General features: G+C 70.9%; 31 protein-coding genes, 1 tRNA gene and 1 pseudogene. 20 read left to right on the top strand and 13 right to left on the bottom strand.

The window, feature by feature from the left end:
* Positions 1 to 9: 9 nt before the first annotated feature.
* The 5 genes from AC07AZ_RS20230 to AC07AZ_RS20250 all read right to left on the bottom strand — a co-directional run bounded on the left by AC07AZ_RS20230 (position 10) and on the right by AC07AZ_RS20250 (position 5,500).
* Entirely contained in the window at positions 10 to 1,356 is a 1,347-nt protein-coding gene (locus AC07AZ_RS20230; RefSeq protein ID WP_478849590.1) for an LLM class flavin-dependent oxidoreductase, read from the bottom strand.
* Complete coding sequence (locus AC07AZ_RS20235; RefSeq protein ID WP_478849592.1) at positions 1,353 to 2,087, bottom strand: ABC transporter ATP-binding protein; 735 nt, start codon at positions 2,085 to 2,087, stop codon at positions 1,353 to 1,355. The genes AC07AZ_RS20230 and AC07AZ_RS20235 overlap by 4 nt, the downstream gene beginning before the upstream one ends.
* Positions 2,063 to 2,935: an ABC transporter permease gene (locus AC07AZ_RS20240; RefSeq protein WP_478849594.1), complete on the bottom strand. Its 873-nt coding sequence runs from the start codon at positions 2,933 to 2,935 to the stop codon at positions 2,063 to 2,065. Before AC07AZ_RS20240 ends, AC07AZ_RS20235 begins: the two co-directional genes overlap by 25 nt.
* Positions 2,932 to 3,999 (bottom strand): ABC transporter substrate-binding protein, encoded by a 1,068-nt coding sequence (locus AC07AZ_RS20245; RefSeq protein ID WP_478849596.1) that lies wholly within the window; start codon positions 3,997 to 3,999, stop codon positions 2,932 to 2,934. The genes AC07AZ_RS20240 and AC07AZ_RS20245 overlap by 4 nt, the downstream gene beginning before the upstream one ends.
* A gap of 268 nt (positions 4,000 to 4,267) precedes the next feature.
* On the bottom strand, positions 4,268 to 5,500 hold the full coding sequence (locus AC07AZ_RS20250; protein WP_478849598.1) for an ROK family protein: 1,233 nt from the start codon (positions 5,498 to 5,500) through the stop codon (positions 4,268 to 4,270).
* A 458-nt stretch (positions 5,501 to 5,958) separates the two neighbouring features.
* Here AC07AZ_RS20250 and AC07AZ_RS20255 point away from each other — a divergent pair, with 458 nt between their 5' ends.
* The gene (locus AC07AZ_RS20255) at positions 5,959 to 6,540 is read left to right on the top strand and encodes a biotin transporter BioY (protein ID WP_478849600.1); all 582 of its coding nucleotides are present in this window, start codon (positions 5,959 to 5,961) and stop codon (positions 6,538 to 6,540) included.
* Between the two features lie 72 nt (positions 6,541 to 6,612).
* Here AC07AZ_RS20255 and AC07AZ_RS20260 read toward each other — a convergent pair whose 3' ends face one another.
* Complete coding sequence (locus AC07AZ_RS20260; RefSeq protein ID WP_478849932.1) at positions 6,613 to 7,335, bottom strand: LPXTG cell wall anchor domain-containing protein; 723 nt, start codon at positions 7,333 to 7,335, stop codon at positions 6,613 to 6,615.
* 124 nt (positions 7,336 to 7,459) lie between these two features.
* Here AC07AZ_RS20260 and AC07AZ_RS20265 point away from each other — a divergent pair, with 124 nt between their 5' ends.
* On the top strand, positions 7,460 to 9,397 hold the full coding sequence (locus tag AC07AZ_RS20265; protein ID WP_478849602.1) for a serine/threonine-protein kinase: 1,938 nt from the start codon (positions 7,460 to 7,462) through the stop codon (positions 9,395 to 9,397).
* Positions 9,398 to 9,523: 126 nt separating this feature from the next.
* On the opposite strand, the gene AC07AZ_RS20270 is transcribed toward AC07AZ_RS20265, so the two are convergent.
* Positions 9,524 to 10,972 carry an amino acid permease gene (locus tag AC07AZ_RS20270; protein ID WP_478849604.1) on the bottom strand — a complete coding sequence of 483 codons (1,449 nt, stop codon included), beginning with the start codon at positions 10,970 to 10,972 and terminating at the stop codon, positions 9,524 to 9,526.
* Positions 10,973 to 11,177: 205 nt separating this feature from the next.
* Between AC07AZ_RS20270 and AC07AZ_RS20275 the strand changes: the two genes are divergently transcribed.
* Complete coding sequence (locus AC07AZ_RS20275) at positions 11,178 to 11,663, top strand: ribose-5-phosphate isomerase (protein ID WP_478849606.1); 486 nt, start codon at positions 11,178 to 11,180, stop codon at positions 11,661 to 11,663.
* Positions 11,664 to 11,732: 69 nt separating this feature from the next.
* A complete protein-coding gene (locus AC07AZ_RS20280) occupies positions 11,733 to 12,542 on the top strand; it encodes an Fpg/Nei family DNA glycosylase (RefSeq protein WP_478849608.1) in 810 nt (269 codons plus the stop codon).
* A gap of 22 nt (positions 12,543 to 12,564) precedes the next feature.
* Here the strand turns inward: AC07AZ_RS20280 and AC07AZ_RS20285 are convergent, their stop codons facing one another.
* A complete protein-coding gene (locus tag AC07AZ_RS20285) occupies positions 12,565 to 13,794 on the bottom strand; it encodes a GNAT family N-acetyltransferase (protein WP_478849610.1) in 1,230 nt (409 codons plus the stop codon).
* 161 nt (positions 13,795 to 13,955) lie between these two features.
* Here AC07AZ_RS20285 and AC07AZ_RS20290 point away from each other — a divergent pair, with 161 nt between their 5' ends.
* The gene (locus AC07AZ_RS20290; RefSeq protein ID WP_478849612.1) at positions 13,956 to 15,137 is read left to right on the top strand and encodes a SpoIIE family protein phosphatase; all 1,182 of its coding nucleotides are present in this window, start codon (positions 13,956 to 13,958) and stop codon (positions 15,135 to 15,137) included.
* A gap of 34 nt (positions 15,138 to 15,171) precedes the next feature.
* Positions 15,172 to 15,636 carry an HD domain-containing protein gene (locus tag AC07AZ_RS20295; RefSeq protein WP_478849614.1) on the top strand — a complete coding sequence of 155 codons (465 nt, stop codon included), beginning with the start codon at positions 15,172 to 15,174 and terminating at the stop codon, positions 15,634 to 15,636.
* A gap of 8 nt (positions 15,637 to 15,644) precedes the next feature.
* On the opposite strand, the gene AC07AZ_RS20300 is transcribed toward AC07AZ_RS20295, so the two are convergent.
* Positions 15,645 to 16,817 carry an acyltransferase family protein gene (locus AC07AZ_RS20300; RefSeq protein WP_478849616.1) on the bottom strand — a complete coding sequence of 391 codons (1,173 nt, stop codon included), beginning with the start codon at positions 16,815 to 16,817 and terminating at the stop codon, positions 15,645 to 15,647.
* 661 nt (positions 16,818 to 17,478) lie between these two features.
* Here AC07AZ_RS20300 and AC07AZ_RS20305 point away from each other — a divergent pair.
* Positions 17,479 to 17,673: a hypothetical protein gene (locus tag AC07AZ_RS20305; RefSeq protein ID WP_478849618.1), complete on the top strand. Its 195-nt coding sequence runs from the start codon at positions 17,479 to 17,481 to the stop codon at positions 17,671 to 17,673.
* Positions 17,674 to 18,163: 490 nt separating this feature from the next.
* On the opposite strand, the gene AC07AZ_RS20310 is transcribed toward AC07AZ_RS20305, so the two are convergent.
* Entirely contained in the window at positions 18,164 to 18,631 is a 468-nt protein-coding gene (locus AC07AZ_RS20310; RefSeq protein WP_478849620.1) for a DUF6083 domain-containing protein, read from the bottom strand.
* Between the two features lie 141 nt (positions 18,632 to 18,772).
* Between AC07AZ_RS20310 and AC07AZ_RS20315 the strand changes: the two genes are divergently transcribed.
* Positions 18,773 to 18,847, top strand: a tRNA-Trp gene (locus tag AC07AZ_RS20315).
* Between the two features lie 478 nt (positions 18,848 to 19,325).
* Here the strand turns inward: AC07AZ_RS20315 and AC07AZ_RS20320 are convergent.
* The 3 genes and pseudogenes from AC07AZ_RS20320 to AC07AZ_RS20330 form a co-directional block, all read right to left on the bottom strand.
* Entirely contained in the window at positions 19,326 to 20,129 is an 804-nt protein-coding gene (locus tag AC07AZ_RS20320; RefSeq protein ID WP_478849942.1) for a transcriptional regulator, read from the bottom strand.
* A 240-nt stretch (positions 20,130 to 20,369) separates the two neighbouring features.
* A pseudogene (locus tag AC07AZ_RS20325) lies at positions 20,370 to 20,561 on the bottom strand (helix-turn-helix domain-containing protein); the annotation flags it as partial.
* The gene (locus AC07AZ_RS20330) at positions 20,558 to 20,878 is read right to left on the bottom strand and encodes a putative quinol monooxygenase (RefSeq protein ID WP_478849622.1); all 321 of its coding nucleotides are present in this window, start codon (positions 20,876 to 20,878) and stop codon (positions 20,558 to 20,560) included. The gene AC07AZ_RS20330 and the pseudogene AC07AZ_RS20325, both read right to left, overlap by 4 nt.
* Before the next feature lie 191 nt (positions 20,879 to 21,069).
* Here AC07AZ_RS20330 and AC07AZ_RS20335 point away from each other — a divergent pair, with 191 nt between their 5' ends.
* From AC07AZ_RS20335 to repSA, 12 genes are all read left to right on the top strand, one after another.
* Positions 21,070 to 21,399: an SCO3933 family regulatory protein gene (locus AC07AZ_RS20335; RefSeq protein ID WP_478849624.1), complete on the top strand. Its 330-nt coding sequence runs from the start codon at positions 21,070 to 21,072 to the stop codon at positions 21,397 to 21,399.
* A 2-nt stretch (positions 21,400 to 21,401) separates the two neighbouring features.
* A complete protein-coding gene (locus AC07AZ_RS20340; protein WP_478849626.1) occupies positions 21,402 to 22,739 on the top strand; it encodes an FtsK/SpoIIIE domain-containing protein in 1,338 nt (445 codons plus the stop codon).
* An 82-nt stretch (positions 22,740 to 22,821) separates the two neighbouring features.
* Positions 22,822 to 23,025, top strand: a complete 204-nt coding sequence (locus AC07AZ_RS20345) for a hypothetical protein (protein WP_478849628.1) — start codon at positions 22,822 to 22,824, stop codon at positions 23,023 to 23,025.
* A 3-nt stretch (positions 23,026 to 23,028) separates the two neighbouring features.
* Positions 23,029 to 23,205: a hypothetical protein gene (locus tag AC07AZ_RS20350; protein WP_478849630.1), complete on the top strand. Its 177-nt coding sequence runs from the start codon at positions 23,029 to 23,031 to the stop codon at positions 23,203 to 23,205.
* A gap of 73 nt (positions 23,206 to 23,278) precedes the next feature.
* Complete coding sequence (locus AC07AZ_RS20355; RefSeq protein WP_478849632.1) at positions 23,279 to 23,929, top strand: DUF2637 domain-containing protein; 651 nt, start codon at positions 23,279 to 23,281, stop codon at positions 23,927 to 23,929.
* 16 nt (positions 23,930 to 23,945) lie between these two features.
* Entirely contained in the window at positions 23,946 to 24,134 is a 189-nt protein-coding gene (locus AC07AZ_RS20360) for a mobile element transfer protein (RefSeq protein ID WP_371670377.1), read from the top strand.
* Positions 24,135 to 24,147: 13 nt separating this feature from the next.
* Positions 24,148 to 24,303, top strand: a complete 156-nt coding sequence (locus tag AC07AZ_RS20365) for a hypothetical protein (protein WP_478849635.1) — start codon at positions 24,148 to 24,150, stop codon at positions 24,301 to 24,303.
* A 23-nt stretch (positions 24,304 to 24,326) separates the two neighbouring features.
* Positions 24,327 to 24,632 carry a SpdD protein gene (locus tag AC07AZ_RS20370; protein WP_478849637.1) on the top strand — a complete coding sequence of 102 codons (306 nt, stop codon included), beginning with the start codon at positions 24,327 to 24,329 and terminating at the stop codon, positions 24,630 to 24,632.
* A 94-nt stretch (positions 24,633 to 24,726) separates the two neighbouring features.
* Positions 24,727 to 24,915 carry a hypothetical protein gene (locus AC07AZ_RS20375; RefSeq protein ID WP_478849639.1) on the top strand — a complete coding sequence of 63 codons (189 nt, stop codon included), beginning with the start codon at positions 24,727 to 24,729 and terminating at the stop codon, positions 24,913 to 24,915.
* A gap of 5 nt (positions 24,916 to 24,920) precedes the next feature.
* Positions 24,921 to 25,163, top strand: coding sequence for a hypothetical protein (locus AC07AZ_RS20380; protein ID WP_478849641.1), 243 nt, complete (start codon positions 24,921 to 24,923; stop codon positions 25,161 to 25,163).
* A complete protein-coding gene (locus AC07AZ_RS20385) occupies positions 25,156 to 25,350 on the top strand; it encodes a hypothetical protein (protein ID WP_478849643.1) in 195 nt (64 codons plus the stop codon). The genes AC07AZ_RS20380 and AC07AZ_RS20385 overlap by 8 nt, the downstream gene beginning before the upstream one ends.
* Positions 25,351 to 25,354: 4 nt before the next feature.
* Positions 25,355 to 26,740 carry a replication initiator protein RepSA gene (repSA, locus tag AC07AZ_RS20390; protein WP_478849645.1) on the top strand — a complete coding sequence of 462 codons (1,386 nt, stop codon included), beginning with the start codon at positions 25,355 to 25,357 and terminating at the stop codon, positions 26,738 to 26,740.
* Position 26,741: the final 1 nt, after the last annotated feature.

Here is a 26,741-nt window from a genome sequence, read left to right on the forward strand (position 1 = left end):
CGGGTCCTCTCAGGCGGTGGCGAGCGCGGGGCGGTCGGTGACGTGCTGGTTCGCGGGGCGCGGGAGGCCGTAGCGGTCCCGCAGGGTGCGGCGCGGGCCGTACTCCGTGCGGAGCAGGCCACGGGCGCGCAGGAGGGGCACGACCTGGTCGACGAAGGTCTCCAGGCCCGAGGGCAGGACGGCCGGCATGATGTTGAAGCCGTCGGCCGCGCCGAGCGTGAACCACCGCTCGATCTCGTCGGCGACCTGCTCGGGCGTACCGGCGAAGGTGAGGTGCCCGCGCCCGCCGCCGAGCCGCCCGATCAGCTCGCGCACGGTGAGGCGCTCGCGCCGGGCCAGCTCCACCACGAGCGTGTAGCGGCTCTTCGCGCCCTCGATCGCGCTCTCCGGCGGCAGGTCGGCGGGCAGCGGGGCGTCCAGCTCCAGCGAGCCCGGTTCGAGGTGCAGCAGGCTCTCCAGCCGCTCCACCCCGTGCGTGTGGACGATGTGGTCCTCCAGGACCCGCTCGCCGGCCCGTGCCTCGGCCTCCGTCGACCCGATCACCGGCACGATGCCGGGCAGCACCTTGAGGTGCTCGGGGTCCCGGCCGGCCTGCCGGACCCGGGACTTGACGTCCGTGTAGAACGCCTGCGCGTCGGCGAGGGTCTGCTGGGCGGTGAACACCGCCTCCGCGTAGCGGGCCGCGAACCGCTTGCCGTCCTCGGAGGAGCCCGCCTGCACGAGCAGCGGGTAACCCTGCGGTGAGCGGGGCACGTTGAGCGCCCCCTCGACCTGGAAGTACGTCCCCCGGTGCCGGGGCGGGTGGATCTTGGCGTCGTCGCCCCAGACACCGGCCGCCTTGTCGGCGACGATCGTGTCGTCCTCCCAGCTGTCCCACAGCTTGAGCGCCACGTCGAGGAACTCCGCGGCGCGGGCGTAGCGCTCGGCGTGCGCCGGCTCGGCGTCCAGGCCGAAGTTGCGGGCGGCCTCCGCGCCGGCCGTGGTGACGATGTTCCAGCCCGCGCGGCCGCCGCTGATGATGTCGAGGGAGGCGAACTTGCGGGCCAGGTTGTAGGGCGAGTTGTAGGAGGTGGAGGCGGTCGCGATCAGGCCGATGTGCTCGGTCGCGGTCGCCAGGGCGGTGAGCAGGGTCAGCGGCTCCAGGGCGCCGGCCGGGCGCTGCCCGACACTGCTCCACAGCTGTGGGCCGTCGGCCAGGAACAGCGAGTCGAAGGTGCCGCGTTCGGCGATCCGGGCCAGACGCACATGGTGCGCCAGGTCCACATGGGCGTACGGATCGCTCTCCGGCAGCCGCCAGGACGCCTCGTGGTGGCCGGTGTTCATCAGGAACGCGTTGAGGTGGAGCTGACGGGTCACTTCTGGTCCTCCGTGACGCCGAGGGCGGTCAGCAGCCGCTCCCGGTACTCGCCGAGCAACGGGTCCCGGTACGAGCGTGGATGCGGGCGGTCGATGGTCAGGTCCAGGCCGATGCGGCCCTGGTCGAGGACGAGGACACGGTCGGCGAGCACGATCGCCTCGTCCACGTCGTGGGTGACGAGGAGAACCGAGGGCCGGTGGCGCTCCCACAGTTCCCTGAGCAGGACGTGCATACGGATCCGGGTGAGGGCGTCGAGCGCGCCGAACGGCTCGTCCGCCAGCAGCAGTTCGGGTTCGCGGACCAGCGACCGGGCCAGTGCCGCGCGCTGTGCCTCGCCGCCCGACAGCTCGCTCGGCCAGGCCCGCTCGCGGCCGGCGAGGCCCACCTCGGCGAGCGCGGCGCGGGCCTTCCGCTCGGCCTCCTTGCCGTCGAGGCCGAGCAGCACGTTGGCCAGGACGCGCCGCCAGGGCAGCAGCCGGGAGTCCTGGAAGACCACCGACACCCGTTCCGGAGCGGTCAGCTGTCCGCTTCCGGCGACCTCGTGGTCCAGGCCCGCGACCGCCCGCAGCAGGGTGCTCTTGCCGGAGCCGCTGTGTCCGAGCAGGGCGGTGAACTGCCCGGCCGGGAGGTCGAGGTCGAGCGCGTCGAGGACCGTGCGGCCGTCGAACGACCGGGTCAGGCCACGCAACCGCACGGCGGGACGGGTCAGTTGCTCAGCGTGCGGCGCCATGACAGCACCCTCCGTTCGACGAGGCGGACCGCGCTGTCGGAGACCAGACCGAAGACGCCGTAGATCAGCAGGCCGACCAGGATGACGTCGCTCTGGCCGTAGTTCTGGGCCTGGAACATCATGTAGCCGAGGCCGCTGGTGGCGTTGATCTGCTCCAGGACGACCAGGCCGAGCCAGGAACCGGTCACTCCGAGGCGGAGTCCGACGAAGAAGCCGGGCAGGGCGCCGGGGATGACGATCTGCCGCACGAAGGCGAGCCTCGACAGACCCTGCACCTCGGCGAGTTCGACGTAGCGGTGGTCGATGCCGGACAGCGCGGCATGCGTGTTGAGGTAGATCGGGATGTAGACGACGATCGCGATGATGGCGATCTTGAAGGTCTCGCCGATGCCCAGCCAGAGGATGAACAGCGGGATCAGGCCGAGGGTCGGGATCGCCCGGTTGAGCTGCACGGTCCCGTCGACCAGGGCCTCGCCGACCCGGCTGAGCCCGGCGACCAGCGCGAGGACGACGCCCGCGACCAGGCCGATCGCGAACCCGGACCCGGCCCGCCGCAGCGAGGTCAGGACGTCGGTCGGCAGCGTCCCGTCGGTCCACAGGTGACCGGCGGTCCGCAGCACCGTCCAGGGGGCGGGGATCGCGGCCGGGTCCAGCCGCCCGGCGGCGGAGGCGGCGGCCCACAGGGCGAGCAGGAGCGCGGGGCCCACCAGCCGGGAGGCGGGCAGCCGCCTGCCGGGGGAGAGCCGGCGACGCCGGCGGACCTGGGTGCCCTCCTTGGTCCCGGTGGCGGGGGCGCCGGCCGCGACGGTGGCCGAGGCGGACGGGGTGGTCGTGGTCACGGCGCTCACCTCCGGTACTCCGCCGGCACGGACTTGGCCGCGATGCCCTCGAAACGCCGGTCGAAGAGCGAGCCGACCGTGAACTCCTTCACGAAGCCGCCCTCCGCCAGCAGGTCCGCGGTCTCCTGCTCCCACTTGATCGCCTCGTCCCAACTCGGCGGGAAGAAAGGCTTGTTGGCGAGAGCGGTGATCGACTGCGCCTGGGGCAGGGTGAGGTTCTGCGTCTTGACGTAGAACTCCTTGTTCCAGACGTCGGGGTGCTCGTACTGCCACACCTGGCCCTTGGCCCAGTACGGGATGTACGCGGCGACCGCGGCCGCCTTCGCGGAGTCGGCCAGCACGGTGGCCGGTGCCCACAGCAGGTTCAGCAGGTCCACCACGTCGGTCGGGATGCTGCGGGCGCCCTTCGACCCGTACTGCTGGAGGTAGGCGGGCGCCTGCTGGTTGGCGAGCGGCGCCACGTCGACCTGCCCCGACTGGAGGGCCGTGAGGAACTGGTTGCTGGTCAGCGGGACGAGCTTCACGTCGCCGTACTTCAGCCCGGCCTCCTTCAGCGCCCGCAGCAGGACCACGCCCTGCGCCTGGCCCTGCGAGAACGCGAGCTTCTTGCCCCTGAAGTCGGCGGTGGTGCGGATGTCGCTGCCGGGCCTGGTGGCGAAGAGGTAGTTGGGCTTGCGGGTGACGTTGATCGCGACGATCTTCGCGTCGTAGCCCTGGTAGTGCGCCTGGATCGGCGGGATGCCCGCGTTGTTGGCGACGTCCAGGGACTTGGCGCGGAAGGCGTTGATCACGTCGGGCCCGGCGCCGATGTTCGCCCAGGCGCCCACCTTGAACGGCAGGTCCCCCAGCTTGGCCAGCTTGAACTGGAGCTGCTGGACGTTCTGGTACGAGGCGATCTTCAGGCTGGTGCCGGCCGGCACCCGGTCGGCGAGGGGGGCGGTGGAGGCGCCCTTCGCGGTGGTGGCGGCGCTGCTCTGCGCGCACCCGCTCAGCCCGGCCGCGGCGGCCGCGGCACCGAGCACAGAGGTCAGGAACAGCCGCCGGTCGACGCCGGGGGCAGACAGAGATGGCATGACGGGAACTCCGTAAACTGAAGTGACGGAATGCGCGCGCACGTCGGGCAAGGGGAATTGCCGAAAGTTCGCAATGGCGCGGCAGTACGTGGGAAATGAGGCGCGCTCGGAGGGCGCGTGCACAAGGACACCGACGTGACGCCGGCGGAAACTGACGAGACGTCAGCGCGTCAACGTGTCAGCAACAGAGGGTGCGACAGCTCGTGAGCAGCATGAACATGATGTTCCCGGCCTTTCCTGGGGCCTGTCAACATTCGGAGTTTCTGAATTAAGTCGGCTCAGGTGAAACGCTCAGCGGGTCCCGGTACAGCACGTCCAGCGCGACCGAACCGCCGGCCGTGGCGAGTACCGAATCGGCGAAACTGGTCGGCGAGACCGACGCGGCCCGCTCCGGCCCGACCGATTCCCGCAGCGCGGCCAGACAGTCCTCCCGGTACATCGCCCCGATCTCCGTGACGACGACCGTTTCCGGATTCAGGATGTCGAGCAGCAGCCCCGCCGCCCGCCCCACCATCCGGGCCCGGTCGACCAGCAGCCGCGCGGCCACCGGGTCGCCCGCCGTCGCCGCGTCGAGGACCCGCATCGGGTTCACCCCGTCCATGACGCCCGCCGCACGGGCCCGCCGGCACAGCGTCCGCTCGCTCAACTCGACCTGGAGACAGCCCACCCGCCCGCACTCGCACGGCTGGGTGCCCCCGCGCAGGGGCAGATGGGCGATCGTCCCCGCCTGCGAACGGGGGCCGTGGTGCACCTCGTCGTTGGTCGCGAAGGCCGCGTCGACCATGTTGCCCACGAACAGGTGCAGCACGCTTCGGCTGCCCCGGGCCCGGCCGAACAGCCGCTCCGCGTTGACCAGCGCCCGCGCGTGACCGTCCACGTGCACCGGCAGCCCGGTGCGCGCGCCGATCACCTCACCCACCGGCACGTCCCGCCAGTCGAGCAGCGGATGCTCGACCACGGTCCCGGAATCCCGGTCCACCCAGCCTCCTACGGCCACCCCGACGCCCAGCGCCCGGCGGTCCGGCGCCCGCGCCAACAGCGCCGCCAGCCCGGTGGCGGCCCGCTCCAGCACCGGGCCCGGGTCGGTCCGTTCGTGCTTCAGCTGCCGCTCGGCCACCACCCGCCCGCGCAGATCGAGAAGCGCGACGGTGGTGTAGGGGACGGCGACATGGACCCCGCCCACCACGTACCGCGAGTCGTCCAGGTCGACGGGCAGGTGCGGCCGGCCCACCCCGCCCGAGCGGCGGGGCGCCGCGGCCTCCCGGATGAGGCCGAGTCCCGCGAACCGGGCGCAGTAGTCCGTCACCGACGCGGGCGAGAGCCCGGTGAGCCGGGCGATGGTGCTGCGCGCGACCGGCCCGTGCTCCAGCACGGACCGCAGCACGACGCTGGCACTGGTACGGCGCCGGTCGCTGTCGGCCGCGCGGGGCACGGACGAGGAGAGGCCGGCGGAGAGGGCGGGGGAAACAGGGGGGAAGGGAGGTGCCGCGGTACGGGGCATGGAGGTCATCCTCAAGAACGGGTCCGACACTGCGCCGTCTCGGGGGGTCAGGCGCGCCGGAGCCGCCTCACCCGGAGCGGCGACAGGCGGCCGCGCCCACGCGTCGCAGGTCGACGTGGCGACGCGACGAGAAGTTCCGGGCCTGGGCAACCATGCGTTCGAAGCTAGCAAAGCGGGCGGGCGCTGCCCAGACGGTGACCGACGGGCGAGACGGCGGCCGGCCACGGCGGCAGCCCGTTTGGGGGGAACCTACAGACGCCGTCGCCGCACCTCCGTAGGGGAAGCCACCCGACCTCAGTGACCGGTATCACGCCGTACCCGGTGTAGGTCCCCTCCTTTGTCAGGAGCCCACCAAGGCCGGGTTCCACCCTTTGTCGAGCGCTGACCATGATCGGCCCGAGGGCGCTGGGATAGCGTCGCCGTGTCCCTACGCGCCCACACCCACCCGCGGAGTACCCATGAGCACGGCCGCCGTCGCCCCCGCCAGCACCGGACAGGTCCTCGCCGACCTGATCCCCGCCTCCCGTGTCCGGGACGTCGCGCTCGTGGCCGGCGGGGCCGCGCTCACCGGGCTCGCCGCCCAGATCGCCGTGCCCGTGCCCGGCTCGCCGGTGCCGGTGACCGGCCAGACCTTCGCCGCGCTGCTCGTCGGCGCCGGCCTGGGTGCCGGCCGCGGGTTCCTCGCGCTCGCCCTGTACGCGCTGGCCGGCGTCGTCGGCGTGCCGTGGTTCGCGAGCGGCACCTCGGGAGCCGGCGCCCTCTCCTTCGGCTACGTCCTCGGCATGGTCCTCGCGTCCGCCGCCGTCGGCGCCCTGGCCCGCCGCGGAGCCGACCGGTCCGTCCTGCGCACGGCGGCCACCATGCTGCTGGGCGAGGCGATCGTCTACGCCGTCGGCGTGCCGTACCTGGCCCTGGCCGCCGGCCTGTCGCCGAGCGCCGCGATCGCGGCCGGCCTCACCCCGTTCCTGCTCGGCGACGCCCTGAAGGCGGCCCTGGCGATGGGCCTGTTGCCCACCGCCTGGAAGCTGCTGCGGAAGTAGTCCCGGCCCGCACGACGTCGGAGGCATGACCTGGCGGGAGCCGCCGGGTCATGCCTCCGTTCTCGCGCCGGCTCAGACCTCCCGTGGCGCGGGCCGCCGCCGCGACCACCAGAGCCCGGCGGCCCCGGCCGTCAGCAGCGCCATGCCCGCCGTCCCGAGCGGCAGGACGTCACGGCCGACACCGGTCTTCGGCAACGCGTCGCCGCCGGGTCCCACGGGTGTGTTGTCGGTGCCGAGCAGCAGTGGGGTGGCCGGGGCGTTCGGCGACGGATTGGTCGTCCCGAACGGAACCGGGCCCTGCTGCCAGTACGTCTTCTCTCCGTCGCCGGTCTGCACGGGCAGGCAGATCTTCCCGGTCTTTGCGAGATCGAAGGTCGCGTCGACCGGGAACGACTTCGACGTACCGGCCGCGAGATGGTCGACAGAGCAGGAGAAACCGCTGTTCGAGCCCTTCGGCAGATCCTTTTTGTCGATCGGAGAACAGCCGTGAACGTTCTTGACCGTAAGGCCGTCGAAACCGACGACCAATAGACGGATCTTTCCGCTGTCCTTGGTTCCCCGGTTATTCACCGAAGCGGTGATCGCCGTCTTTTCCGAACTGTTGTCGACGGAGATCCTCTCCGGCAGCGACGTGGTCAGCCGCACACCCGCGGGCGCCGCGCCCACGGCCTTTCCCCCCTTGCTGCTCCCGGGCCCCTGGTCGTCCGCGCCGGCGGTGTAGGAAAAGATCATCACCGCCGAGAAAGAAGCCGCGACCAGCGACCCCACGATGGTCGTCGTACGACGAGAACTCATGTTCGTCCCCCTTGGCTGCGCCTGAATTCGCAGTACTTGAAGAGGTACCACAAGATTTCTCCGCACTATGCTGGTACGGCCTGAAGTGTGACCATTGTGTTCCCGTCGGGACGCTGCCGGGGCAATGGCGGGGCGTCGGCGGGGTGCTTGCGGTGCGGGGGAGATCGTCGAGGGGGTGAGCGGATTGCCGGGGAATACGGGAAACACGAGAAGCGGTGGCGTTCCGGGGTTACTCGTGACGGGGCGTTATCGGCTGGTCGAAAGCATCGGCCAGGGGGGAATGGGGCGCGTGTGGCGAGCCGCCGACGAAATGCTGGACCGGCCGGTCGCCGTCAAGGAGATGCGCATAGACGGCCTCGACGCCGAGGACACCCGCACCCGCCGTGAGCGCACCCTGCGCGAGGCCAGGGCCTCCGCCCGCATCGACCATCCCAACGTCGTCCGGGTCTACGACGTCGTCGACGAGGGCGAACGCCTGTGGATCGTCATGGAGCTGATCGCCGGCCGCTCACTCGAAGGACTCCTGGCGGAGGAGGGGCCGCTGGGTCCGCGCGAGGCCGCCCGGATCGGACTGGGGCTGGTGGAGGCGCTGCGCCAGGTGCACGCGCGGGGCGTCCTGCACCGAGACATCAAGCCCGGCAACGTCCTGGTCGAGCGCGGGGCGCGGCGCGTCGTGCTGACCGACTTCGGTATCGCCGCCATCCAGGACACCACGGCCCTCACCATGGTGGGCATGCTCGTCGGCTCGCCCGACTACATGGCCCCCGAGCGGGTCTCCGGACGCCCGCAGGGGCCGCCGTCCGACGTGTGGTCGCTGGGCGCGACCCTGTGCGCGGCCCTGGGCGGCCGCTCCCCGTTCTCCCGCGACACCACGCTGGCGACGCTGCACGCCGTCCTCTACGAAGAGCCCGAACTCCCCGCCGGTGCCGGACCGTTGCGCGAGATCCTGGCCGCGCTGCTGGAGAAGGAGCCGTCGGTCCGGCCTTCCCTCGACGACGTGGAGACGGCCCTGCACGCGGCCACGGCGCCGATCGCCACGCCCACGCCCACGCTCCGGGTCGGCCCGGAGCAGTTGCCGGGGCAGGCGGGTCACGTGGAGGAGGGTACGGAGGAGGGCGCCGGGGCGGGTGGGGACGCCGTGCCCAGCGCCTCCACCGAGGTGGTCTCGTCGCTCCGGTCGGACGCCGGGGCGCCGCCCCGCCGGGCCGTCGTCTCGCTGTCCCGCGCCGAGGCGGTGACCGAACGACGCCCCGGGCCCGGGGCGCCTCCGGACGGTTCACCTCCGGACGAGGCGCGCCCGGACGAGGCGCGCCCGGACGGGGCGCCGGAGGGGAAGCGCGAGGGCGGCACACCCCCGGGCATGCCGCCCGCCCCCACCGTTCCGCCCGCCCCCACCGTTCCGGCCGGCCCCCGGCGCGGACCGCGCGGCCGGCGCCGGAGCGGACTCGCCCTCGGCGCGGGCCTGCTCGCCGCGGGGGCGGTCGTGGCGATGGTCCTCACCGCCAACTCCGGTGCGCCCGACGGTGATCGGGCCGGCTCCTCCGCCTCCGGCCCGGCCTCGGCGACCTCGGCGGCCTCCGTGAGCACCCCGGCAGACAGTCCGTCCCCGACCGTCGAGGGCACGTCCAGGCCGCAGACCCTGCCCCCGGGCACGCACCGGGAGGCGGGCGGGTACGCCTGGGGGCCGCCGCGCAACTGGCGCCGGGACGTGCAGACGGGAGCGGAGGTCCACTACACCTCCCCGGACGGCAAGCAGGAACTCGCCGCCAAGTCGTCCCTGGCCCGGGGTGACCTGATGGACACCTGGCGGACCTCGGAACAGAACGCCCGCCAGGGGCGGGACTACCGCAAGGTCCGTCTGGAGGAGACCACGTTCCGCGGTCACCGGGCGGTCGTGTGGGAGTACACGTTCACACTCCAGGGCGTTCCCTGGCACGCCCGGCTGCTGGGCTTCGACGTGGACGGGAAGTCGTACCAGATCAACACCTGGTACGAGCCCGACGTCGAGCGGCAGGCGCTCGACGTCTACGACAGGGTGAAGGACGGCTTCACCGTCCTGTGAACGCGGCGGGTCGGAAAAGGGGCGGGGGGGGGGGGGGGGGGGGGGGGGGGGGGGGGGGCCGACCCCCCCCCCCCCCCCCCCCCCCCCCCCCCCCCCCCCCCCCCCCCCCCCCCCCGGACCGCTTGTTCAGCGGCGCGCCGCCACGTCGAGGGACCGGCGCCCGCCGACCTTCTCCTTCACCAGGGCGACGACGATCACGGCCGCCGCGACCAGCAGTGACAGCAGGACCGTCTCACGCCCGTCGTGCTCGGTGTCGGTGAGCATGTAGCCCAGCACGAACACGATCAGCGCGGCCGTCGCCCAGGTCAGATACGGGTACAGCCACATCTTGACGACGAGCTTCTCCGGCGCCTCCGCCTGGATGATCTTCCGCATGCGCAGCTGCGAGAAGCAGATCACCAGCCAGACGAACAGGGCCACCGCGCCACTGGAGTTGACGAGGAAGAGGAAGACGGAGTCCGGGAACCTGTAGTTGAAGAAGACGGCCACGAAGCCGAACACGACGGACGCGAGGATCGCCGCCATCGGCACACCGCGGGAGTTGGTGCGTGCGAACGCCTTCGGCGCGTCGCCCCGCCGGCCGAGCGAGAAGGCCATGCGGGAGGCCGTGTAGAGGCCGGAGTTGAGGCAGGACAGCACCGAGGTCAGCACGATGAAGTTCATGATCTGACCGGCGTGCGCGATGCCGAGGGAGTCGAGGGCGGCGACGTACGAGCCCTTCTCCTTGATCGACGGGTCGTTCCACGGCAGCAGCGTGACGACGACCAGGATCGAGCCCAGGTAGAAGACGCCGATCCGCCAGATGATGCTGTTGGTCGACTTGGTGACGGCGCGCTGCGGGTCCTCGGACTCGCCGGCGGCCAGCGTCGCGATCTCGCTGCCCATGAAGGAGAAGACGACGAGCAGCACACCGGTCAGGATGGCGCCGGGGCCGTGCGGCAGGAAGCCGCCGTGGTCGGTGAGGTTGCCGAGCCCGGCCTTGTCACTGTGGGCGCCGGGCAGCACGCCGAACACCGCGAGCGCGCCGACGACGATGAACGCGCCGATCGCCACGACCTTGATGCCGGCGAACCAGAACTCGAACTCGCCGTAGGAGCCCACGGAGACGAGGTTGGTGGCGGTCAGCACCACCATCACCAGGAGTGCCCATCCCCACTGCGGTACGGCGGGGATCCAGGACTCCAGGATCTTGGCGCCCGCGGTGGCCTCGACGGCCAGTACGACGACCCAGAAGAACCAGTAGAGCCAGCCGATGGAGAAGCCGGCCCAGCGGCCGAGGGCCCGGTCGGCGTGTGCGGAGAAGGAGCCGGAGGTGGGGTTGGCCGCGGACATCTCGCCGAGCATGCGCATCACGAGGACGACGAGCGTGCCGACGAGCGCGTACGACAGGAGGATGCCGGGTCCGGCGGTGGCGATGCCGGAACTGGACCCCACGAACAGGCCGGCTCCGATGACACCGCCGATGGCGATCATCGACAGGTGACGGTTCTTGAGTCCCGCCTGGAGGCCGCCGTCGGGTTCGCCGGGGGCTCCTGGCGCGTGACCGGCCTCGGGGAGGGTCGGCTGCGTGGTCATGGACGGAATTCCTTTGCGCCGGGTGTGCTGTCTCCCGTACGAGCGGTGTACGGGTCGGTCCAGTGAAACGGAGGCAAATGAATTCGTGAACCTTTGAATCCAGATCGTTACTTGAGGTTTTCTTGAGGTTCCTTGGTGTTTCCGGACAATCTCTGGGTCCGCCCCCGAAGCTGCCGCCCGGAAACAGTCATGTCACACTCGGACCATGCGTGTGTATCTCGGTTCCGACCATGCCGGCCTCGAACTCAAGAACCACCTCGTGGAATGGCTCGAGGCGGCCGGCCATGACCCCGTGGACTGCGGTCCGCACATCTACGACGCCCAGGACGACTACCCGCCGTTCTGCCTCCGCGCCGCCGAACGGACGGCCGCGGACCCGGACGCCCTCGGCATCGTGATCGGCGGTTCCGGCAACGGCGAGCAGATCGCGGCGAACAAGGTGAAGGGCGTGCGCGCCGCGCTGGCCTGGAGCGAGGAGACCGCCTCCCTCGGCCGGCAGCACAACAACGCCAACGTCGTCGCGGTGGGCGCGCGCATGCACACGCGGGAAGAGGCGACGAAGTTCGTCGAGACCTTCCTCGCCACCCCGTTCTCGGGCGACGAGCGCCACGTCCGCCGTATCGACATGCTGTCGGCGTACGAGACGACGGGCGACCTGCCCCCGATCCCGGCCCACCACCCGCAGCGGTAACGGCAGTCGCAGGCCCGCCCGTCGGCGACCGCGACGGGTGGGGCAGGTGGGGGGAAAGGACAGAGCCAGGTGCCAGAGGGGCACACGATCCACCGGCTCGCGCAGGACTGCTCCGCGCGCTTCGCCGGCCGGCCCACGCGGGTGACGAGCCCCCAGGGCAAGTTCACCGACGCGGCGGCCCTCCTAGACGGCCACGCGCTGAGCGCCGCCGACGCCCACGGCAAGCACCTGTTCCTGGGTTTCCGGGACGCCGACTGGGTCCACATCCACCTCGGCCTGTTCGGCAAGGTCACCTTCGGCCCGGCCCCCGCGCCGCCGCCCACCGACACCGTCCGGCTGCGCCTGGCCGACACCGCGTCCTACCTCGACCTCCGCGGCCCCACCACCTGCGCCCTGATCACGGACGCCGAGAAGGACGCGATACACGCCCGCCTCGGCCCCGACCCGCTGCGCCCGGACGCCGACCCCGGGGCGGCCTACCGCCGGATCTCCCGCAGCCGGACGACGATCGCCGCCCTGCTGATGGACCAGAAGGTCATCGCGGGCGTGGGCAACGTCTACCGCGCCGAGGTCCTCTTCCGGCACGGCATCGACCCCTACCGCGCCGGCCGGGACCTCACGCCGGCCGAGTGGGAGGCGATCTGGGCCGACCTGGTCGCCCTCATGCGTGAGGGGGTCCGCCACAACCGCATCGACACCGTCCGGCCGGAACACACCCCCGAGGCGATGGGCCGCCCGCCGCGCGTCGACGACCACGGCGGCGAGGTGTACGTCTACCGCAGGGTGAACCGGCCCTGCCACATCTGTGGCGGCGAGATCCGCACCGCCGATCTCGCCGCCCGCAACCTCTTCTGGTGCCCCGCCTGCCAGCGGACGTGACCGGACGCCGGCCCGGCCGTCGTCAGAAGCCGTGCGGCAGCCAGGGCGCCACCGCCGACCCGAACCCCAGGGCCGCCTCCGCCAGCGCGCCCTGCCGCAGCTCCCGCACCAGTCCGGCGCCGCCCAGCGCGGCCAGACTCACCCCACCGAGATAGGCCGCGCCCAACTCCCTGACGGACAGGGCGAGATCGGCCGCGTCCCCGGTGCGTTCGCAGGACGCCCCCTTCGCGTCCCCGCTCAGCCGCCAGCGCCCCGCGTTCCAGGGGCAGAAGGCGTCCTCGACCTCCAGCACGACGTCCACCGGCGCCTGATAGGTCCGCGCCCGCAACGCGGCCCCGACGTCCACCAGCCGCACGTACAGCGAGTCCCGCACCAGCAGTGAGCACCGCCGTACGTCGGACACCAGGTACTGCCAGGGCTCGTCCACCGGCCGCCGCCGGGTGTCGATCGCCGACGTCAGGTCGATGTCGAACAGGAACCGCCACAGCGCGGCGTGCGCCGCCGGGTCCAGCGCTTCCACGTCCTGCGCGACCACCGTGCCCCTGGGCCCCGCCGGCTCCCAGTCCGCCTTGATCCGGAAGCGCGCGTAGCCGACGACCTCGCCGTCCCGTTCCGCGAGCACGCACTGCAGCGGCGAGGCCCCGTCCCGGCCGCTCTCCGGGTCCAGCACCCACAGCCGCTCCCAGCCCGGGTTCCGCGCCACCATTCCCGGCCGGCGCGACACCAGCCGCGCGTACACCGCCTCGCACGCCTCCAGGGCGTCGGCGGGATCCGCGTACCGCAGCCGTACGTCATCGGTGCCGGCCGGCACGGTCAGCCGCACCCGGTCGGTGTCGATCCGCGCGTTGACGTGACGCGTCGCGGCGCCGTACCCGAAGCGGCCGTAGATCGCGGGCTCGGAGGCCGTCAGCACGGCCAGCGGCTCGCCCCAGGATCGTATGTCGTCCAACTGCCGCCGCATCAAGGACCGCAGGACCCCGCGCCGCCGGTGGGTGGCCGCCACGCTCACCATGGTGACGCCCGCGGCGGGCACCGGCGCGCCGCCGGGCACGGTCAGGCGGAAACGGAACGCCCCCGCCGTACCCACGCACGCGTCGCCGTCCCAGACGCCGAGGGACCGGTCGATCTCGGTGAGCTCGCGGAACACCGCCCGTTCCTCGGCCGGTTCCGGGACACCGCCGAAGCCGCGGAGCAGGCTGTCATACCACTCGTCCCACTCGTCCCGCCGCAGTACCCGCATATCAGTCCCCATGGACCATGCTTAGCAGGGCATTGCGGGACGAGCGAGGGAATTTCGCCTTGGGGGCGGCGCGACGGCATTCTGTGAAGTTCACTGTGAGTTGAGCCTCGGACGGGGGACAAGTGGGACCTCCCGTGCCAAGAACCTGGTCCGATGGATAGGGTCCCGAACTAATGGCAGCAGGACGAGAACGGCGCGCGGAAGCCGACACGTTCACGGCCCGGTTGAAGATGCAGTGGCACCGGGCTCGCGTCGGCCTGCGCAGAAGTGCCGTCGACTACTTCCGCGGGGACGGTTCGGACTGGGTCGCACTGGCCGGTCTGCTGTTCACCGTGCCCGTGATCACGGCCACCACACTCGCCAACTCGGTGTGGTGCTCCCCGGCCGCGCTGGTCCTGCCGATCGTGGCGGGCGGTCTGCTGCTGCGCCCCGCGAGCCTGCTCGGCCTGTACGCGGCCGCGGCCACCGCTCTGATCGTGGAGTCGGTGCGGCTGGGCCCGTACACCGAGGGGCCCTCGCGGGTCACCCCCGGCGTGGTGCTGGTGGTCGCCGCCTGCGGCTTCTTCGGCCTGCTCATCGCCCAGTTCCGCAGCCGGGTCGGCGTGCCCTGGCGGCGCGGCGGCACCATGCTGTTCGACCTGCGGGAACGCATCCGTGTCCAGAGCAAGCTGCCGCAGCTGCCGCAGGGCTGGCACCGGGAGATGGCGCTGCGGCCGGCGGGCGGCCAGTCGTTCTCCGGCGACTTCGTCGTCGCCGCCCGGACCAACGGCGGGCGCACCATGGAAGTCGTCCTGACCGACGTGTCCGGCAAGGGCATGGACGCCGGCTCCCGCGCCCTGCTGCTGTCCGGCGCCTTCGGCGGCCTGCTGGGGTCCCTGCCGCCGCACGCCTTCCTCCCGGCCGCGAACGGCTACCTGCTCCGCCAGGACTGGGACGAGGGCTTCGCGACCTCCATCCACCTCGTCCTCGACCTCGACTCCGGCGACTACGAGCTCTACTCCGCCGGACATCCGCCGGGGCTGCAGCTCAGCGCCGGCAGCGGTCGCTGGGAGGAGAAGGCCGCCGACGGCCCGCTCCTCGGTGTGTACGACGGCGCCCAGTTCCATCCGGTGAAGGGCTCGCTCCGCCCGGGCGACGTGTTGATGCTGTTCACGGACGGACTGGTGGAGACGTCCGAGCGGGACATCGTCGAGGGCATCGACCGCCTCACCGGCGAGGCCGACCGCTATGTCGCCGGCGGCTTCCACGGCGCCGCCTGGCACCTGATCGAGGCGGTGGCCAAGGACGTCAACGACGACCGGGCGCTGCTGCTGATCTGCCGGGAGGGCCCCACGGCCCAGGCGGCGCCCCGCTGAACCGTACGGCGCCCCGGCGCGACACACTGGCCGGGTGACGCACACCTCGCAGCTGACCCCGGCCGAAGTAGAGGCCACCGCCCGCGCCGCCCACCAGGGCCAGACCGACAAGGCCGGACGGCCGTACGCCGAACACCTCCAGGCGGTCGCGGACGGCGTACGGGAGCGCGGCGGCGACGACGACCAGATCGCGGCGGCCTGGCTGCACGACGCCGTCGAGGACCACGCGCTCACCGAACAGTGGCTGCGCGAGGCCGCCCTGAGCCGCCGTACGAAGGACATCGTGCTGGCCCTCACCAAGCGGGCGGGGGAACCGCCCGAGGCGTACGCGGGGCGTATCCGCGCCACACCCGGCGCCCTCCTGGTGAAGCAGGCCGACCTCGCCCACAACGCGGACCCGGCGCGCCTCGCGGTCCTCGACGAGCCCACCCGTAAACGACTGACCGAGAAGTACGCACGGATGCGCGCACTCCTCGGTCCGGTGGCGGACGACGCGTAGGACAGCCCTCAGGCGTCGACCTTCTCGCGGTCCGCCCGCCGGTTCCCGGCGCCCGCGCCGCCGGAGCGGTGCTCCCGCTTCTCGCGTTCGCGGGCCAGTTCGGCGGGATCCGGCCGGAAGGCCCACGCCATCCTGGGCTCCATCGCGAACCGGAAGACCCGCTGGACGGGCCGGGTGCACAGCAGGGTGACGGCGGTGGCCGCGAGCGCGGTCACGACGATCTCACCGAGCGGTCGGTGCAGCCAGGGGTGGTCGAACCAGCCCGCGTAGTCGGCGCCCTTGATGAGGAAGCCGTGCAGCAGGTAGCCGTAGAGCGTGCCCGCGCCGAGCGCGGTGAACCAGAGCGTGCGGCCCGGCACCCAGGCGAAGAAGCAGGCGGTCAGCAGCAGCGAGCAGCCGAACATGGCCAGCACCATGACCGGCCCGACCCACCAGGGCGCGCCCAACTCCTGCGCGGCGTCGCGGTGGTAGAACCACGCCGTGTTCATGCGCGGCACCGCCCACCAGCCGACGGCCAGCGCGAGCGCGAACACCGGTACCGCCGCGATCCGCATAGAGCGCCGGCGTACCAGCCGGAAGTGCTCGGGCTTCAGGCACAGACCGAGCACGAAGTACGGCAGGAACTGCAGCACCCGCTGCAGGTCGAGGTCGTCGCCGATGTCCGGCGTGACGGTCGCCAGCATCGCCACACCGAGCGCGAGCGGAAGCGGATGACGCACCAGCTTCCAGACGGGCGTGGTCAGCCGCCAGACGAACAGCGCCACCAGGAACCAGGTCAGGTACCAGGGGTCGAGGAGGCTGATCTCCTGGTGCGGATCGTGGTCGGCGAAGCGCTTGAAGAGCGGGTACGCGGTCTCGAAGACGACGTACGGCACGACGACGCCGGTGATCAGCCGCTTCAGCCGGTCGGGACGCATGTCGAAGCCGCGCGAGAAGAAGCCGGAGATGATGATGAACGCCGGCATGTGGAAGCTGTAGACGACCGTGTACAGCCCTTCGAGGATCCGGCTGTCCCCCTTGAGGGGCTCCCAGGAGTGCCCCATGGCGACGAGCACGATCGCCAGGTACTTCGCGTTGTCGAAGAACGCGTCGCGCCGCCTGCCCGGTGCGCCCGCGCTGTCCGGTCTCTCCGGCCGGTCCTCCGGCCTGTGCCGGCCGTGCGGCGAGCGCGGACTCGGCACTCCGTCCGCCGGCGGCTGCGCCGGGGGGAGCGGGGTTCGGGTGTGACCGTGCGGTCGCGGCGAGTTCGTCACAGACCCTCCCGACGGAAACCGGGGGAGAGGATCCGGGACCTCGCTGCACGTTCGGGGGACGGGGCAGCGTGGAACATCTGAGGCACCCTAGCGTTCACTGTGGGTTTCCGTAAAACCCTCGACGTCATTTCTGTTTATTCGTCGCGCATACCCCGGATTCGAGGAAGTCGGCCTCGCCTGCGGGGTGATGGGCAACACATCTCGGGATACCCGATCGGCTCGGCGCGCGCTTGTGTATTGTCATGATTCGTCATGACTAAATGGTGCATAAACTAACCATTCGCCACGGCGCTGGACAGCGCCTGGACGCCCCTGTGCGGGCAATTCGAATTACCTGCGTACGGGGTGTGTGGACACGGAAACGATCTCGGTGAATTCCCTGTGCGGGTCCGCCCTCCGAATGTCGTACGGGACCTGGTCGCCGAGTGCGGCGGGGAGGGCTCCCGTGCGCGGATCCGAGCAGAGACGGTCAACGATGTGTCACGCGCCGCATGGGTGGGCCCTGTTGGTGGCACGATGGTTCTGGCGGGGGTGCACGGGGTTGCGTCCCCGGGCCGGGAGAGCGGACCGACCGAGGGTGTGATCAGTTGTGGCCATTTCACTGTCTGTGGTGCTGCTGTTGGCGATCATCCTGGTGGTGTTGCTCCGGGGAGGTTCCCTCAAGGCGGGCCCCGCCGTGGTCGCCGTGCTGTTCGGCTTCTTCCTCGCCTCGACCGGCATGGCCGACGACATCCAGCGCTTCCTGGACTCGATAGCCCAGACCCTCAACTCGATCCAGTTCTAGACCCGCGACGTCATTTCCGGACGAAACCGGAACGAAGGCCGCATAAAGTCGAGTGACACCCCCGGCTCGATCCCTCCGGTCGTGCACGGACGGCCGCCGCTCCGGCTCGCGCTCACAGGCACCGGGTTCGTCCGGGCGCTGGCGCATGCCGCCCGGAACACCTGACGCCGCGTGCGCGGGGCCGGTGCGGCGGCCCCGGCCGGGAGCCGCGGCGCCATGGCGAACCGGGCAAAACTCCCGGGAACCACTCAGGGCCAGGCGGAGGAATCATCCTCTGACCTGGCCCTGAGCCGTATGGAGCGGGCGACGGGAATCGAACCCGCGTAGCTAGTTTGGAAGATCGCGTATGCGGACCCGGGCTGAGCTGGCGATTCGCTGACGTGCGGGTTCCCGGGTCGCTCCCCGCTGTTCCCCGCCACTGCCCGCCGCTCGCCGCCCGATCGGACACGTAGGGGGCACGGGCCGAACCTCCCGCCCGCTGCTGAGACCTCTACGGCTCACCGAGCTCGGGAACGCAGATCATGCTGTGAGCCGGCACGACGGGTTCGCTCGGTAGCGGATCAATTCCACGGACCCTTACGGCCACGATATCGGTGGGGATGGGGGATCGGGTCGGAAGTCTCGTCAAACGCCACCTGAAGGCCTCTGGGACGTCTTTGGCTGGCAGTTCCACCATGGCGAGGCTGACCCAGCGATCGTAGTTCGTCGGGTATACGCGAACCAATACGCCGCACACCGGACATACCGGCGGATCAATCCATGCCGTGTCGTCAGGGTCGGGTTCGGGCCTGGGCGCGGCTGTCGCTCCGTCGCTCACGGCCATCTCGTTGGCGAGTGTGTTCCAGCATCTCTCGCAGTAGCGCGCCATGAGGTTGATCCGCCCGCGCTCGCGTACGGAGTCGTCGGCCCGTCCGCAGCGAAGACACGTCGACTCGCCGGCATCCCGTGTCGCCCCCATGGGTTTGAGTGTGAGCGAATCTGACCAGATCGCAGTAGGTCGCGATTTGGCCTCATTTGACGATCTCGTACCCACGGTGACGCCAATGGGTACGGGACCTACCTCGGCAGCGGCGCGAGTCCTTAGGATGGTGGACAGGGCAGAGCTGTAGCGCAGAGGTCGTCGCGCGCGGTCTCCAAAACCGCGAGGACGCTGGTTCGAATCCGGCCGGCTCTGCCTTCTCGTTGAGCGGGCTTTCGCTACCCATCCAAACCCACCACTCACCCCAGCTTCCGTCCCGTCCGCCGTCGACCCACACACCGTGGAGCGGGCGGGGTTCAGGGCGTCCAGGTGGAGCGCGCCACTGTACGAACGACCTGGACGCCCTGGGCCGCGTCTGCTCGGCTCTGCCTGGGTCGACGGCGGACGGGACGGAAGCTCCCCGCGCATGCCACTACGGACCCGCAGTCGGGAACGGCGCCCCCTCCATCCCGGTGCCGGCCGATCCCCCGCCGGAGGCATCGTCTTGACCGCGGGTCGCCCAATACGGTGATCGACTCATGGCTTCCGGCCCTATCCATATGTGGGCGCGCGTCGGCGTCGGCCGCGCCGAGCGGGCCGAAGGCAGGAGCGCGGGCGCGGCCAGCGCCGGGAAGCGCGCCCGGCGGAGCGGAGCGCAGCCGGGGCTTGATGAGGTAGAGAAACCTGTAACAGGTCAGATCACGGCACAACGCTCTGCAAGCTCCCGGAGCGCATCGGGTACGCGCCGGTTCGAGAGCTGGACCAGGTCACGCACGATTTCCCGGGCCAAGTGATGATCGTGGACCTGTTCAGGAGCGACCGTTTCGGCTTCCAGGAGCGCGGCGGTTGCCTCGCCGACGTGCCGGCGCTGCGCGTGGGCCCGTGCGACATCTAGCAGAAACCGCGCCTGGCGTTCAGTCGAGAGCCCGCCTGCGTCGACTTCCGCCGCTACTTCCAGCGCCAAGCCGGCGTCTCCGAGTTCTACCGCCGTGCTCACCGCGTGGAGCTGGACGTTCGTCGGGCCGAACTCCGTGTCGAAGTCGTTCCTGTCCTCCCCCAGGCGCTCGGCGATCTCCTCTGCCCGGGTGAGGTGTGCATGGGTCTGAGGTCGGTTGCCTTCCCGTGCATTGATCACTGCCAGCACGAGGTTCATGGCCCCCAGAAGTGACAGCTCCTCGGGAGGGCAGGCGGGGTCCTCCACCCGCGGGTCCAGGACTTCGACTGCCGACTTGGCCGCTTGTTCGGCCTGGTCCATCTGCTGTTGCCGCATGAAAGCGTGAGCCATGCGGAACAGACCGGCAACGACCTCCAGGGGCTTGCCTGCCATCTCGGCGGCTTGGAGGGCGCGGTCCGAGGCGACCCACGCCGCGTCCGCCTGGTCCTGCCGTGTGAAGCTCGCGGCGGCCACCTGGTAGGTACGCGCCCTCAGCGAATGCAGCTCGGCGCGGTCGGCCGCCGGCGCATGGCGCACTGCCACCTCGATGCTGGGGAGCAGCATGGCGAGATGATCGCTCAGAGCCGCAAAGCTCGACGCGTGTACGTACTCCCACGCCTCGTCCACGAGTCGGCGGAAGTCGGCAAGAGACGGAGTGGGAGAACTGGGCCCTCGACCGAACAGACTGCTCAACGCGGGGTGCCCTGTGAGTGCGACACGGAGCCCGTCTAGATCGTTGTTCTCTGGGGCTGGTGCGATTTCTTCCGGATCTGGCGACACGGCGGCGTCCGTGCGAACCTCGCTGACCGAGACTCCGAGTGCATCGGCAAGCCCTTGCAATATCGACAGTCGCTCAACAGGCTGTACGCCGCGCTCGACTTGGGATACCCAGCTCTCAGACCGCCCCATGACGGTGGCGAGATCGCTTTGCGACATGCCGGCGGCGCGTCGGAGTTCCTTGATCCTCTGCCCGGTTGTGGGGACTGGAGCGCTCACTTCGGGACCTCGCGCGGGTACTTGCCGGCGTACGACTCAAGCCAATCGACCTCAGTCTTCTCGATGTACTGCGTTCGCTCGCTGAGGAACCTCAGGGTGTGCGGCTGGCGTTCGTGTTCCTCGAATGCTGCTCGATCGGCGTAGATCTCGAAGAAGATCCGCTCATTGGGTGCCCCCTCGACCGTGTGGCAGGCGTACACCAGCGTGCCGGGCTCATGTGCCTGAATCCCTGCTTCGGTCTCCTTCACCAGGGTGTCGAATGCCTGCCCCATGCCGTCGCGCAGGGTGAATCGCACGAAAAGCCCAAAGTTACCCATAACTCCTCCTTCTTCTCGTGCTCAGTCTCGCAGACCCAGACTTTCTCTGCTAGTCGCAGATTTTCTGTTGACCCGCAGAAAAACTGCGAGTAGCTTCGGAGTTAGTCGCAAAACAAGGCACCCCGGACCGCGTGCCATCCGCCAAGATCACAACGCAGTCCGGGGCTCATCCCTAGAGGGAGAAGTCCATAATGCCGTCGTTCAAGATCGATGTATCGACCGCCGTGGTGTTCGTGGCGACTGCGCCGGAACCGAAGATGGTCAACAAGAAGACCGGTGAGCGGGCCGTGGACCGGGAGACCAGCGCGAGTCTGTCGACTGTGGGTCTGCTGGTCTCGGATGAGGGGGAGGGCAACCTCTACCAGGTGACCGTCCCGGAGACCGGTCTCCCCGAGGGGCTGGCGCCCGGTATGCCGGTGCGGGTGATCGGACTCAAGGCCCGTGACTGGGAGAACACGTTCAACGGTGAGAAGCGGCACGGGATCTCCTTCCGTGCGGTCGCGATCACGGCGGCGGCCTGACCATGACGGACCTGACGATGTGGCTGGAGGCGACCGGGGCCTTATCTGGCGCCGGTGGTCTCGGCTACGCGAAGTTCCGGGCGCCGCGCGTGTATTGGTCGCTGGTCGGGCTGCCGGCCGCCTGGACCCGCTTCACGCTGTCGTACCGCTCGACCATGGATGTGTGCGGGCTGACGGTGCAGCCGTCGGGGCTGCGGGCGTTCATGACCCGCAATGTCGCCCGGCGTGAGGTGCTGCCGGTGCCGCCGAAGGTTCGCCGGGTCCGGGGAACGTCTACCGGTCTGCGGGTCACGCTGCGGCTGCCTGCGGGTCTGGAGCCGGCGGACGTGATCGCTTCCTCGGAACGCCTGCGCCACGCCTGGGGCGTGCACTCGGTGAACGTGACCGAGACAAAGCCCGGCATCGTGGAACTGCGGATGACCGGCTATGACGTGCTGCGCCGGGTACGGATGCCGCGCAAGGCTCGCCCTCACGACATGGTGGTGCCGGTCGCCTTGCGGGAGGACGGGACCGCGTTCGAGCGGGACTACCGTAAGGCACCGATGGCTTTGACTCTCGGTGCGAACGACTCCGGCAAGTCGATGTTCCAGCGCAACCTGATCAAGGGGCTGGCGCAACTGCCGGTGGCGCTGGTCGGTATCGACTGCAAGCGGGGGGTCGAACAGTCGGCGTACGCGGCCCGCCTGTCGGCTCTGGTGACCACTCCGGACAACGCCGCTTCGCTGCTGGATGTGTTGGTGGCGGAGATGGAGGACCGCTTCGACCTGCTGAGCCGGCACAGCGTGTCCGACCTGTGGGAGCTGCCTGAGTCGGTGCGGCCGGTGCCGGTCGTCGTGCTGGTGGATGAGGTCGCCGAACTGTTCCTGATCTCCTCGAAGAAGGATGAGGAGCGCCGCGAGCGGCTGGTGACGGCACTGATCCGCCTGGCGCAGATGGCCCGTGCGATCGGTATCTACCTGGAGATCTGCGGTCAGCGCTTCGGCTCGGACCTCGGCAAGGGCGCCACGATGCTGCGCGCTCAGCTCACCGGCCGTGTGGTGCACCGTGTCAACGACAAGCAGACCGCCGAAATGGGCCTGGGAGACGTCGCTCCCGAAGCCGTCCCGTTCGCCACTGTGATCCCGATGGAGCGTCCGGGCACCGCCGTGGCGGTGGACTCCCGCGGCGGCTGGTCGAAGATCCGCACCCCGCAGACCTCACGCGACGAGGTGGTCGCGGTCTGCCGGGAGTTCGCCCACCTGGTCCCGCACCTGCCCGCCCTCGACCCGTTCCGGCCCTACGTTCCCGCGCCGAAGGTCGACGGCCCGTCGCTGGTCAAGCCGATCCCGGCCACCGACTAGCCCTCTGCTCCACCCCGGTTGGCGTGACCGTCTCGCGCCAGGTCCCTACCCGAGCCATGCCGCAATCCGGAGGACCCATCCCATGTGTGAGCACATCGAGGACTTCCAGCGCACGGTGCTGATGCTCGGCGCGCTGGCCCTGTACGCGGACCAGACCGACGCCGACAACGCGTTCATCGAGGCCGTCGGCCCGTCGCTGGCCGCCTCCCTGCCCGAACCCCCGCCCGGCGTCTTCCCGCCCGGCTACGACCCCAACCAGGGCCCCGACTACCCCGGCGGCTGGTGACCCGTGGCCACCAAGAAGCGCACCCCGCGCCCCACCCCTGTCCCGCCGAAGTGCGGGCCCTGCCACGGCACCGGTGAGGTCGCCCGCACGGTCCACGTGGGCCGCAAGCGCCGCCCTGTCGGCGAACAGTCCGGCATCTGCCTGGCCTGCTTCGGCACCGGCGAAGCCGCCACCGACTGAACCCGCCGGGACCGGGCGGCCGGACCCTGCTCCCCGCCCGCTCCCGGCCCCACCCCTTGAAGGAGGTGAAGACATGTCCCGCTCGATCCGACCGGATGCCGTGCTCGTTCAGGCCGTCATTGCCGGCGCCCTGTCCTTCGCCCACTTGCACGACCTGGCCGAAGCCGCCGGACAGTCCGGCTGGAAAGCCTGGGCCTACCCCATCAGCGTCGACCTGCTGCTTGTCGCCGCATGGCGCCGGCTGCGGACCGCCCGCCGGGACCGCTCCGCCTGGACCTGGTTCGTGATCGCCCTGTTCGCCTCGCTCGGCGCGAACATCGCCACCGCCGGGCTCCTCGACCTGGCTCACGTGCCGGACTGGCTGTGCATCCTCGTCGCCGGCTGGCCCGCCCTGGCCTTCCTCGGCGGCACCCTCCTCGTCCACGCACCCACCGACACCCCGGCACCGGCCGTGGCACCTGCACAGGCTGTGGATGAACCGGCGGTGACCGACGTCGCCGTACGCCGCGAAGTGCCCGTCCCGCCGGCCGCTCCGGAACTTCCGGCCGCCCCGCCTGCTCCTGCGGTGACGGTGCCGGCCGCTCTCCTGGACCACGCCCGGAAGATCGCCGAAAGCCACCACGCGGCGACCGGATCTCCGATGGCCGCGGACGCTCTCTCTGCCCGGCTCGGGCTGCCCGACCCGATGACCGACGCGATTGCCGCGCAACTCCAACTCACCTGATCGGAAAGGAACCGTCATGCCCGTCCACCGGCGCTTTCGCGACGTGATCCGCATCGGTCCCGTCCAGGTCGCCACCTACTTCGACGGACGCGGCCGGGACAAGCACACGGCGGCCTGCTCCGCCCCCGGCTGCGGCTTCTCCGCCGACTACCACGACCGTTCCGGCGCCGAACTCGCCGCCCGCACCCACCGCTGCAAGGCATAGGAGACCAGCCGTCATGGACGTTCCGCTCTGGCTCGCCCTGATCGTCGTCGGCGCCCTCGGCGTCAAGCTCGTCCGCCCGCCCTGGTGGCTCGTGGCCGTCCTGCTGCTCGGCGGCTACCTCCTCGCCGACAGCTTCCTCGGCCCCGCCATCGCCACCGCCGTCAAGTAACCCAACCCGAAGGGACCACAACCGTGTTCACCCCGAAGTACCCGCCCCAGGACACCGCCCCGCCGGCCGCCTCCACACCTTCCCCGGCCTCCACCGTGACGCCTGCCGCTCCGGCACCGGCCCCAGTCGCCCCGGCCTCGAACCGACCCACCGTGCAGCTCACCCCCGGCAGCGCGCTCGCCCTCGCGGCCGGCGGCGGTGCCGTCGTCCTCGTCGTCGGCGCGGTCCTCGTCTCGCTGCTGCTCGCGGTCGCCATCACCGGCGTCTCGATCGCTGTGGTCGCGGTCGTCCTGCGCTCGATGGTCAAGGACCTCAACAACCACCGCTGAACGGCCCCCGGAGCGGCCTCAACCGCCAAGTTTCCGCCGCTCCGGGCGCCTACCCACCTTCCAGATCCAACGGACCCGAAAGGGAAGCCCCATCATGCCCCAGCACGCCCCGAGCCTGCCCGTCTGCCGTGCCTGCGACGGCTTCCCCGTCGTCGCCATCACCACCGGCTCCCGCAACCGCGACGGCTCCCGCACCACCCTCCGCATCACCTGCCTGGCCTGCAAGGGCACCGGCCGCACCCGCACCGCCCCCGCCGCCGACCTCGTCCGCACGGGGAGGTGATCGCCGTGCAGACCATCACCACGACGGCCCACATCGAGACGGACACCCGCTTCCGCGTCACGCCCTTCGCGGACCCCACCGACCCCTTCGTCAGCCTCCGCATTGAGGGCGACTTCGCCGCGATCGCCCTGCTCGCCGCCCTCGGCACCGCCGAGACCCTCCGCAACCTCGCTGCCGCAGCGATCGAGGCCGCCGGGGCCCTGGACGCCATGGCCACCGACAGGCCGGAGGTGACCGGTCGTGTCTGACCTCACCCCGACCCCGGACCGCCCCGGCCTGCACGTCAGCAAGCCCTCTCCGACCGTGCCCGCCACGGGATCGGCGCTCTGCCACTGCGGGGCTTCCGCCACAGCAACCGGTGACGCCCAGGTGCGCGCCCTGGTCGAGGGCTACACCGCCAACCACGGCCCCGCCCACGCCCGGAAGAACGGATGATCGCGTGACCGACGCGGCCACCCTGGCGGGCCTGGACCCGGCCACCCTCACCGACGTGCTGAGGGTGGCCGGCTCCGACGGCTTCGACCGCATCCAAGAACAGATCAAGCGCACGGGCGGCTGCTCCGACCCCATCCACCTGCAAGGCGCCACCGTCACCCGCGACGCGGCGACTGGGCACGTCCTGCACTCGTACTCGACGGACACCGAGCCGGGTGGCCGGCTGCGGATTGCGTGCGGCAACCGACGGGCCTCCCGCTGTCCCTCGTGCGCGTGGACCTACGCCGGCGACACCTACCACCTCATCCGCGCCGGACTCGTCGGCGACCCCGCCAAAGGCACCCCCGAAACGATCCGCGACCACGCCCGCGTCTTCGCCACCCTCACCGCCCCCTCATTCGGTCCCGTCCACAACCGCCCCGGCGACCGGCCATGCCGCTGCGGCACCCGCCACACCGAGGACGCCGCCGAACTCGGCACCCCGCTCACCCCGGACACCTACGACTACGCGGGCGCGGTGCTGTGGAACAACCACGCCTCCGACCTGTGGCGCTACTTCACGATCTACCTCCGCCGCGAGATCGCCCGCCGTGCCGGCCTCACCCAGAAAGCCGCCCACGCACAGTCCCGCGTCTCCTTCGGCAAGGTCGCCGAGTACCAGAAGCGCGGCGCGGTCCACTTCCATGCCGTGATCCGCTTCGACGGTCCCGACGGTCCCGACTCGCCCCCGCCAGCCTGGGCCACCCTCGACCTGCTCACCGACGCCATCCACGCCGCCGCCTGCCGCGTCGCGGTCGACGTCCCGCCCGCCGGAGACGAGCCGGCCCGCACCCTGCGGTGGGGCACACAGCTCGACGTCCAGCCGATCGGCGCCTTCGGCCACGGCGAAGAGATCACCGAAGCGGCCGTCGCCTCCTACGTCGCCAAATACGCCACCAAGGCAGCCGAGACCACCGGCACCGTGGATCGCCGCATCGGCAACAAAGAAGCCCTGATCCTGCTCGACGTGCCCGACCACCCCGCCCGGCTGATCACAGCCTGCCTCGACCTGCACGCGCTCTACCCGGACCGCAAGCTCCGGGACTGGGCTCACATGCTCGGCTTCCGGGGCCACTTCTCCACCAAGTCCCGCCGCTACTCCACCACCCTCGGCGCCCTCCGCCAGACCCGCGCCGACTACCGCGCCACCCAGCAACGCCAAGCCCTCGGCCTGCCCGACCCCGACGACCCGGAGGCAACCACGCTCACCCTCGCCCACTGGACCTACGCCGGCCACGGCCACACCCCCGGCGAATCCTGGCTCGCCGCCAACATCCGCCGCGACATCCAACACAACCGCGAAACCGCCCGCGAAGCCCTGCAAGACCTCGACGCCCAGGGGGAGGACTGAA

The organism is Streptomyces sp. NPDC043878, from assembly GCF_056435735.1.

Coding starts and splice junctions, on each gene's coding strand:
- AC07AZ_RS20310 (WP_478849620.1), bottom strand. CDS start 18,631: ATGGGGGCGACACGGGATGCCGGCGAGTCGACGTGTCTTCGCTGCGGA.
- AC07AZ_RS20320 (WP_478849942.1), bottom strand. CDS start 20,129: ATGCTGCTCCCCAGCATCGAGGTGGCAGTGCGCCATGCGCCGGCGGCC.
- AC07AZ_RS20340 (WP_478849626.1), top strand. CDS start 21,402: ATGACGGACCTGACGATGTGGCTGGAGGCGACCGGGGCCTTATCTGGC.
- AC07AZ_RS20235 (WP_478849592.1), bottom strand. CDS start 2,087: ATGGCGCCGCACGCTGAGCAACTGACCCGTCCCGCCGTGCGGTTGCGT.
- AC07AZ_RS20285 (WP_478849610.1), bottom strand. CDS start 13,794: ATGGGGACTGATATGCGGGTACTGCGGCGGGACGAGTGGGACGAGTGG.
- AC07AZ_RS20365 (WP_478849635.1), top strand. CDS start 24,148: ATGGACGTTCCGCTCTGGCTCGCCCTGATCGTCGTCGGCGCCCTCGGC.
- AC07AZ_RS20355 (WP_478849632.1), top strand. CDS start 23,279: ATGTCCCGCTCGATCCGACCGGATGCCGTGCTCGTTCAGGCCGTCATT.
- AC07AZ_RS20275 (WP_478849606.1), top strand. CDS start 11,178: ATGCGTGTGTATCTCGGTTCCGACCATGCCGGCCTCGAACTCAAGAAC.
- AC07AZ_RS20330 (WP_478849622.1), bottom strand. CDS start 20,878: ATGGGTAACTTTGGGCTTTTCGTGCGATTCACCCTGCGCGACGGCATG.
- AC07AZ_RS20250 (WP_478849598.1), bottom strand. CDS start 5,500: ATGCCCCGTACCGCGGCACCTCCCTTCCCCCCTGTTTCCCCCGCCCTC.
- AC07AZ_RS20245 (WP_478849596.1), bottom strand. CDS start 3,999: ATGCCATCTCTGTCTGCCCCCGGCGTCGACCGGCGGCTGTTCCTGACC.
- AC07AZ_RS20360 (WP_371670377.1), top strand. CDS start 23,946: ATGCCCGTCCACCGGCGCTTTCGCGACGTGATCCGCATCGGTCCCGTC.
- AC07AZ_RS20265 (WP_478849602.1), top strand. CDS start 7,460: ATGGCGGGGCGTCGGCGGGGTGCTTGCGGTGCGGGGGAGATCGTCGAG.
- AC07AZ_RS20255 (WP_478849600.1), top strand. CDS start 5,959: ATGAGCACGGCCGCCGTCGCCCCCGCCAGCACCGGACAGGTCCTCGCC.
- AC07AZ_RS20260 (WP_478849932.1), bottom strand. CDS start 7,335: ATGAGTTCTCGTCGTACGACGACCATCGTGGGGTCGCTGGTCGCGGCT.
- AC07AZ_RS20375 (WP_478849639.1), top strand. CDS start 24,727: ATGCCCCAGCACGCCCCGAGCCTGCCCGTCTGCCGTGCCTGCGACGGC.
- AC07AZ_RS20290 (WP_478849612.1), top strand. CDS start 13,956: ATGGCAGCAGGACGAGAACGGCGCGCGGAAGCCGACACGTTCACGGCC.
- AC07AZ_RS20345 (WP_478849628.1), top strand. CDS start 22,822: ATGTGTGAGCACATCGAGGACTTCCAGCGCACGGTGCTGATGCTCGGC.
- AC07AZ_RS20335 (WP_478849624.1), top strand. CDS start 21,070: ATGCCGTCGTTCAAGATCGATGTATCGACCGCCGTGGTGTTCGTGGCG.
- AC07AZ_RS20270 (WP_478849604.1), bottom strand. CDS start 10,972: ATGACCACGCAGCCGACCCTCCCCGAGGCCGGTCACGCGCCAGGAGCC.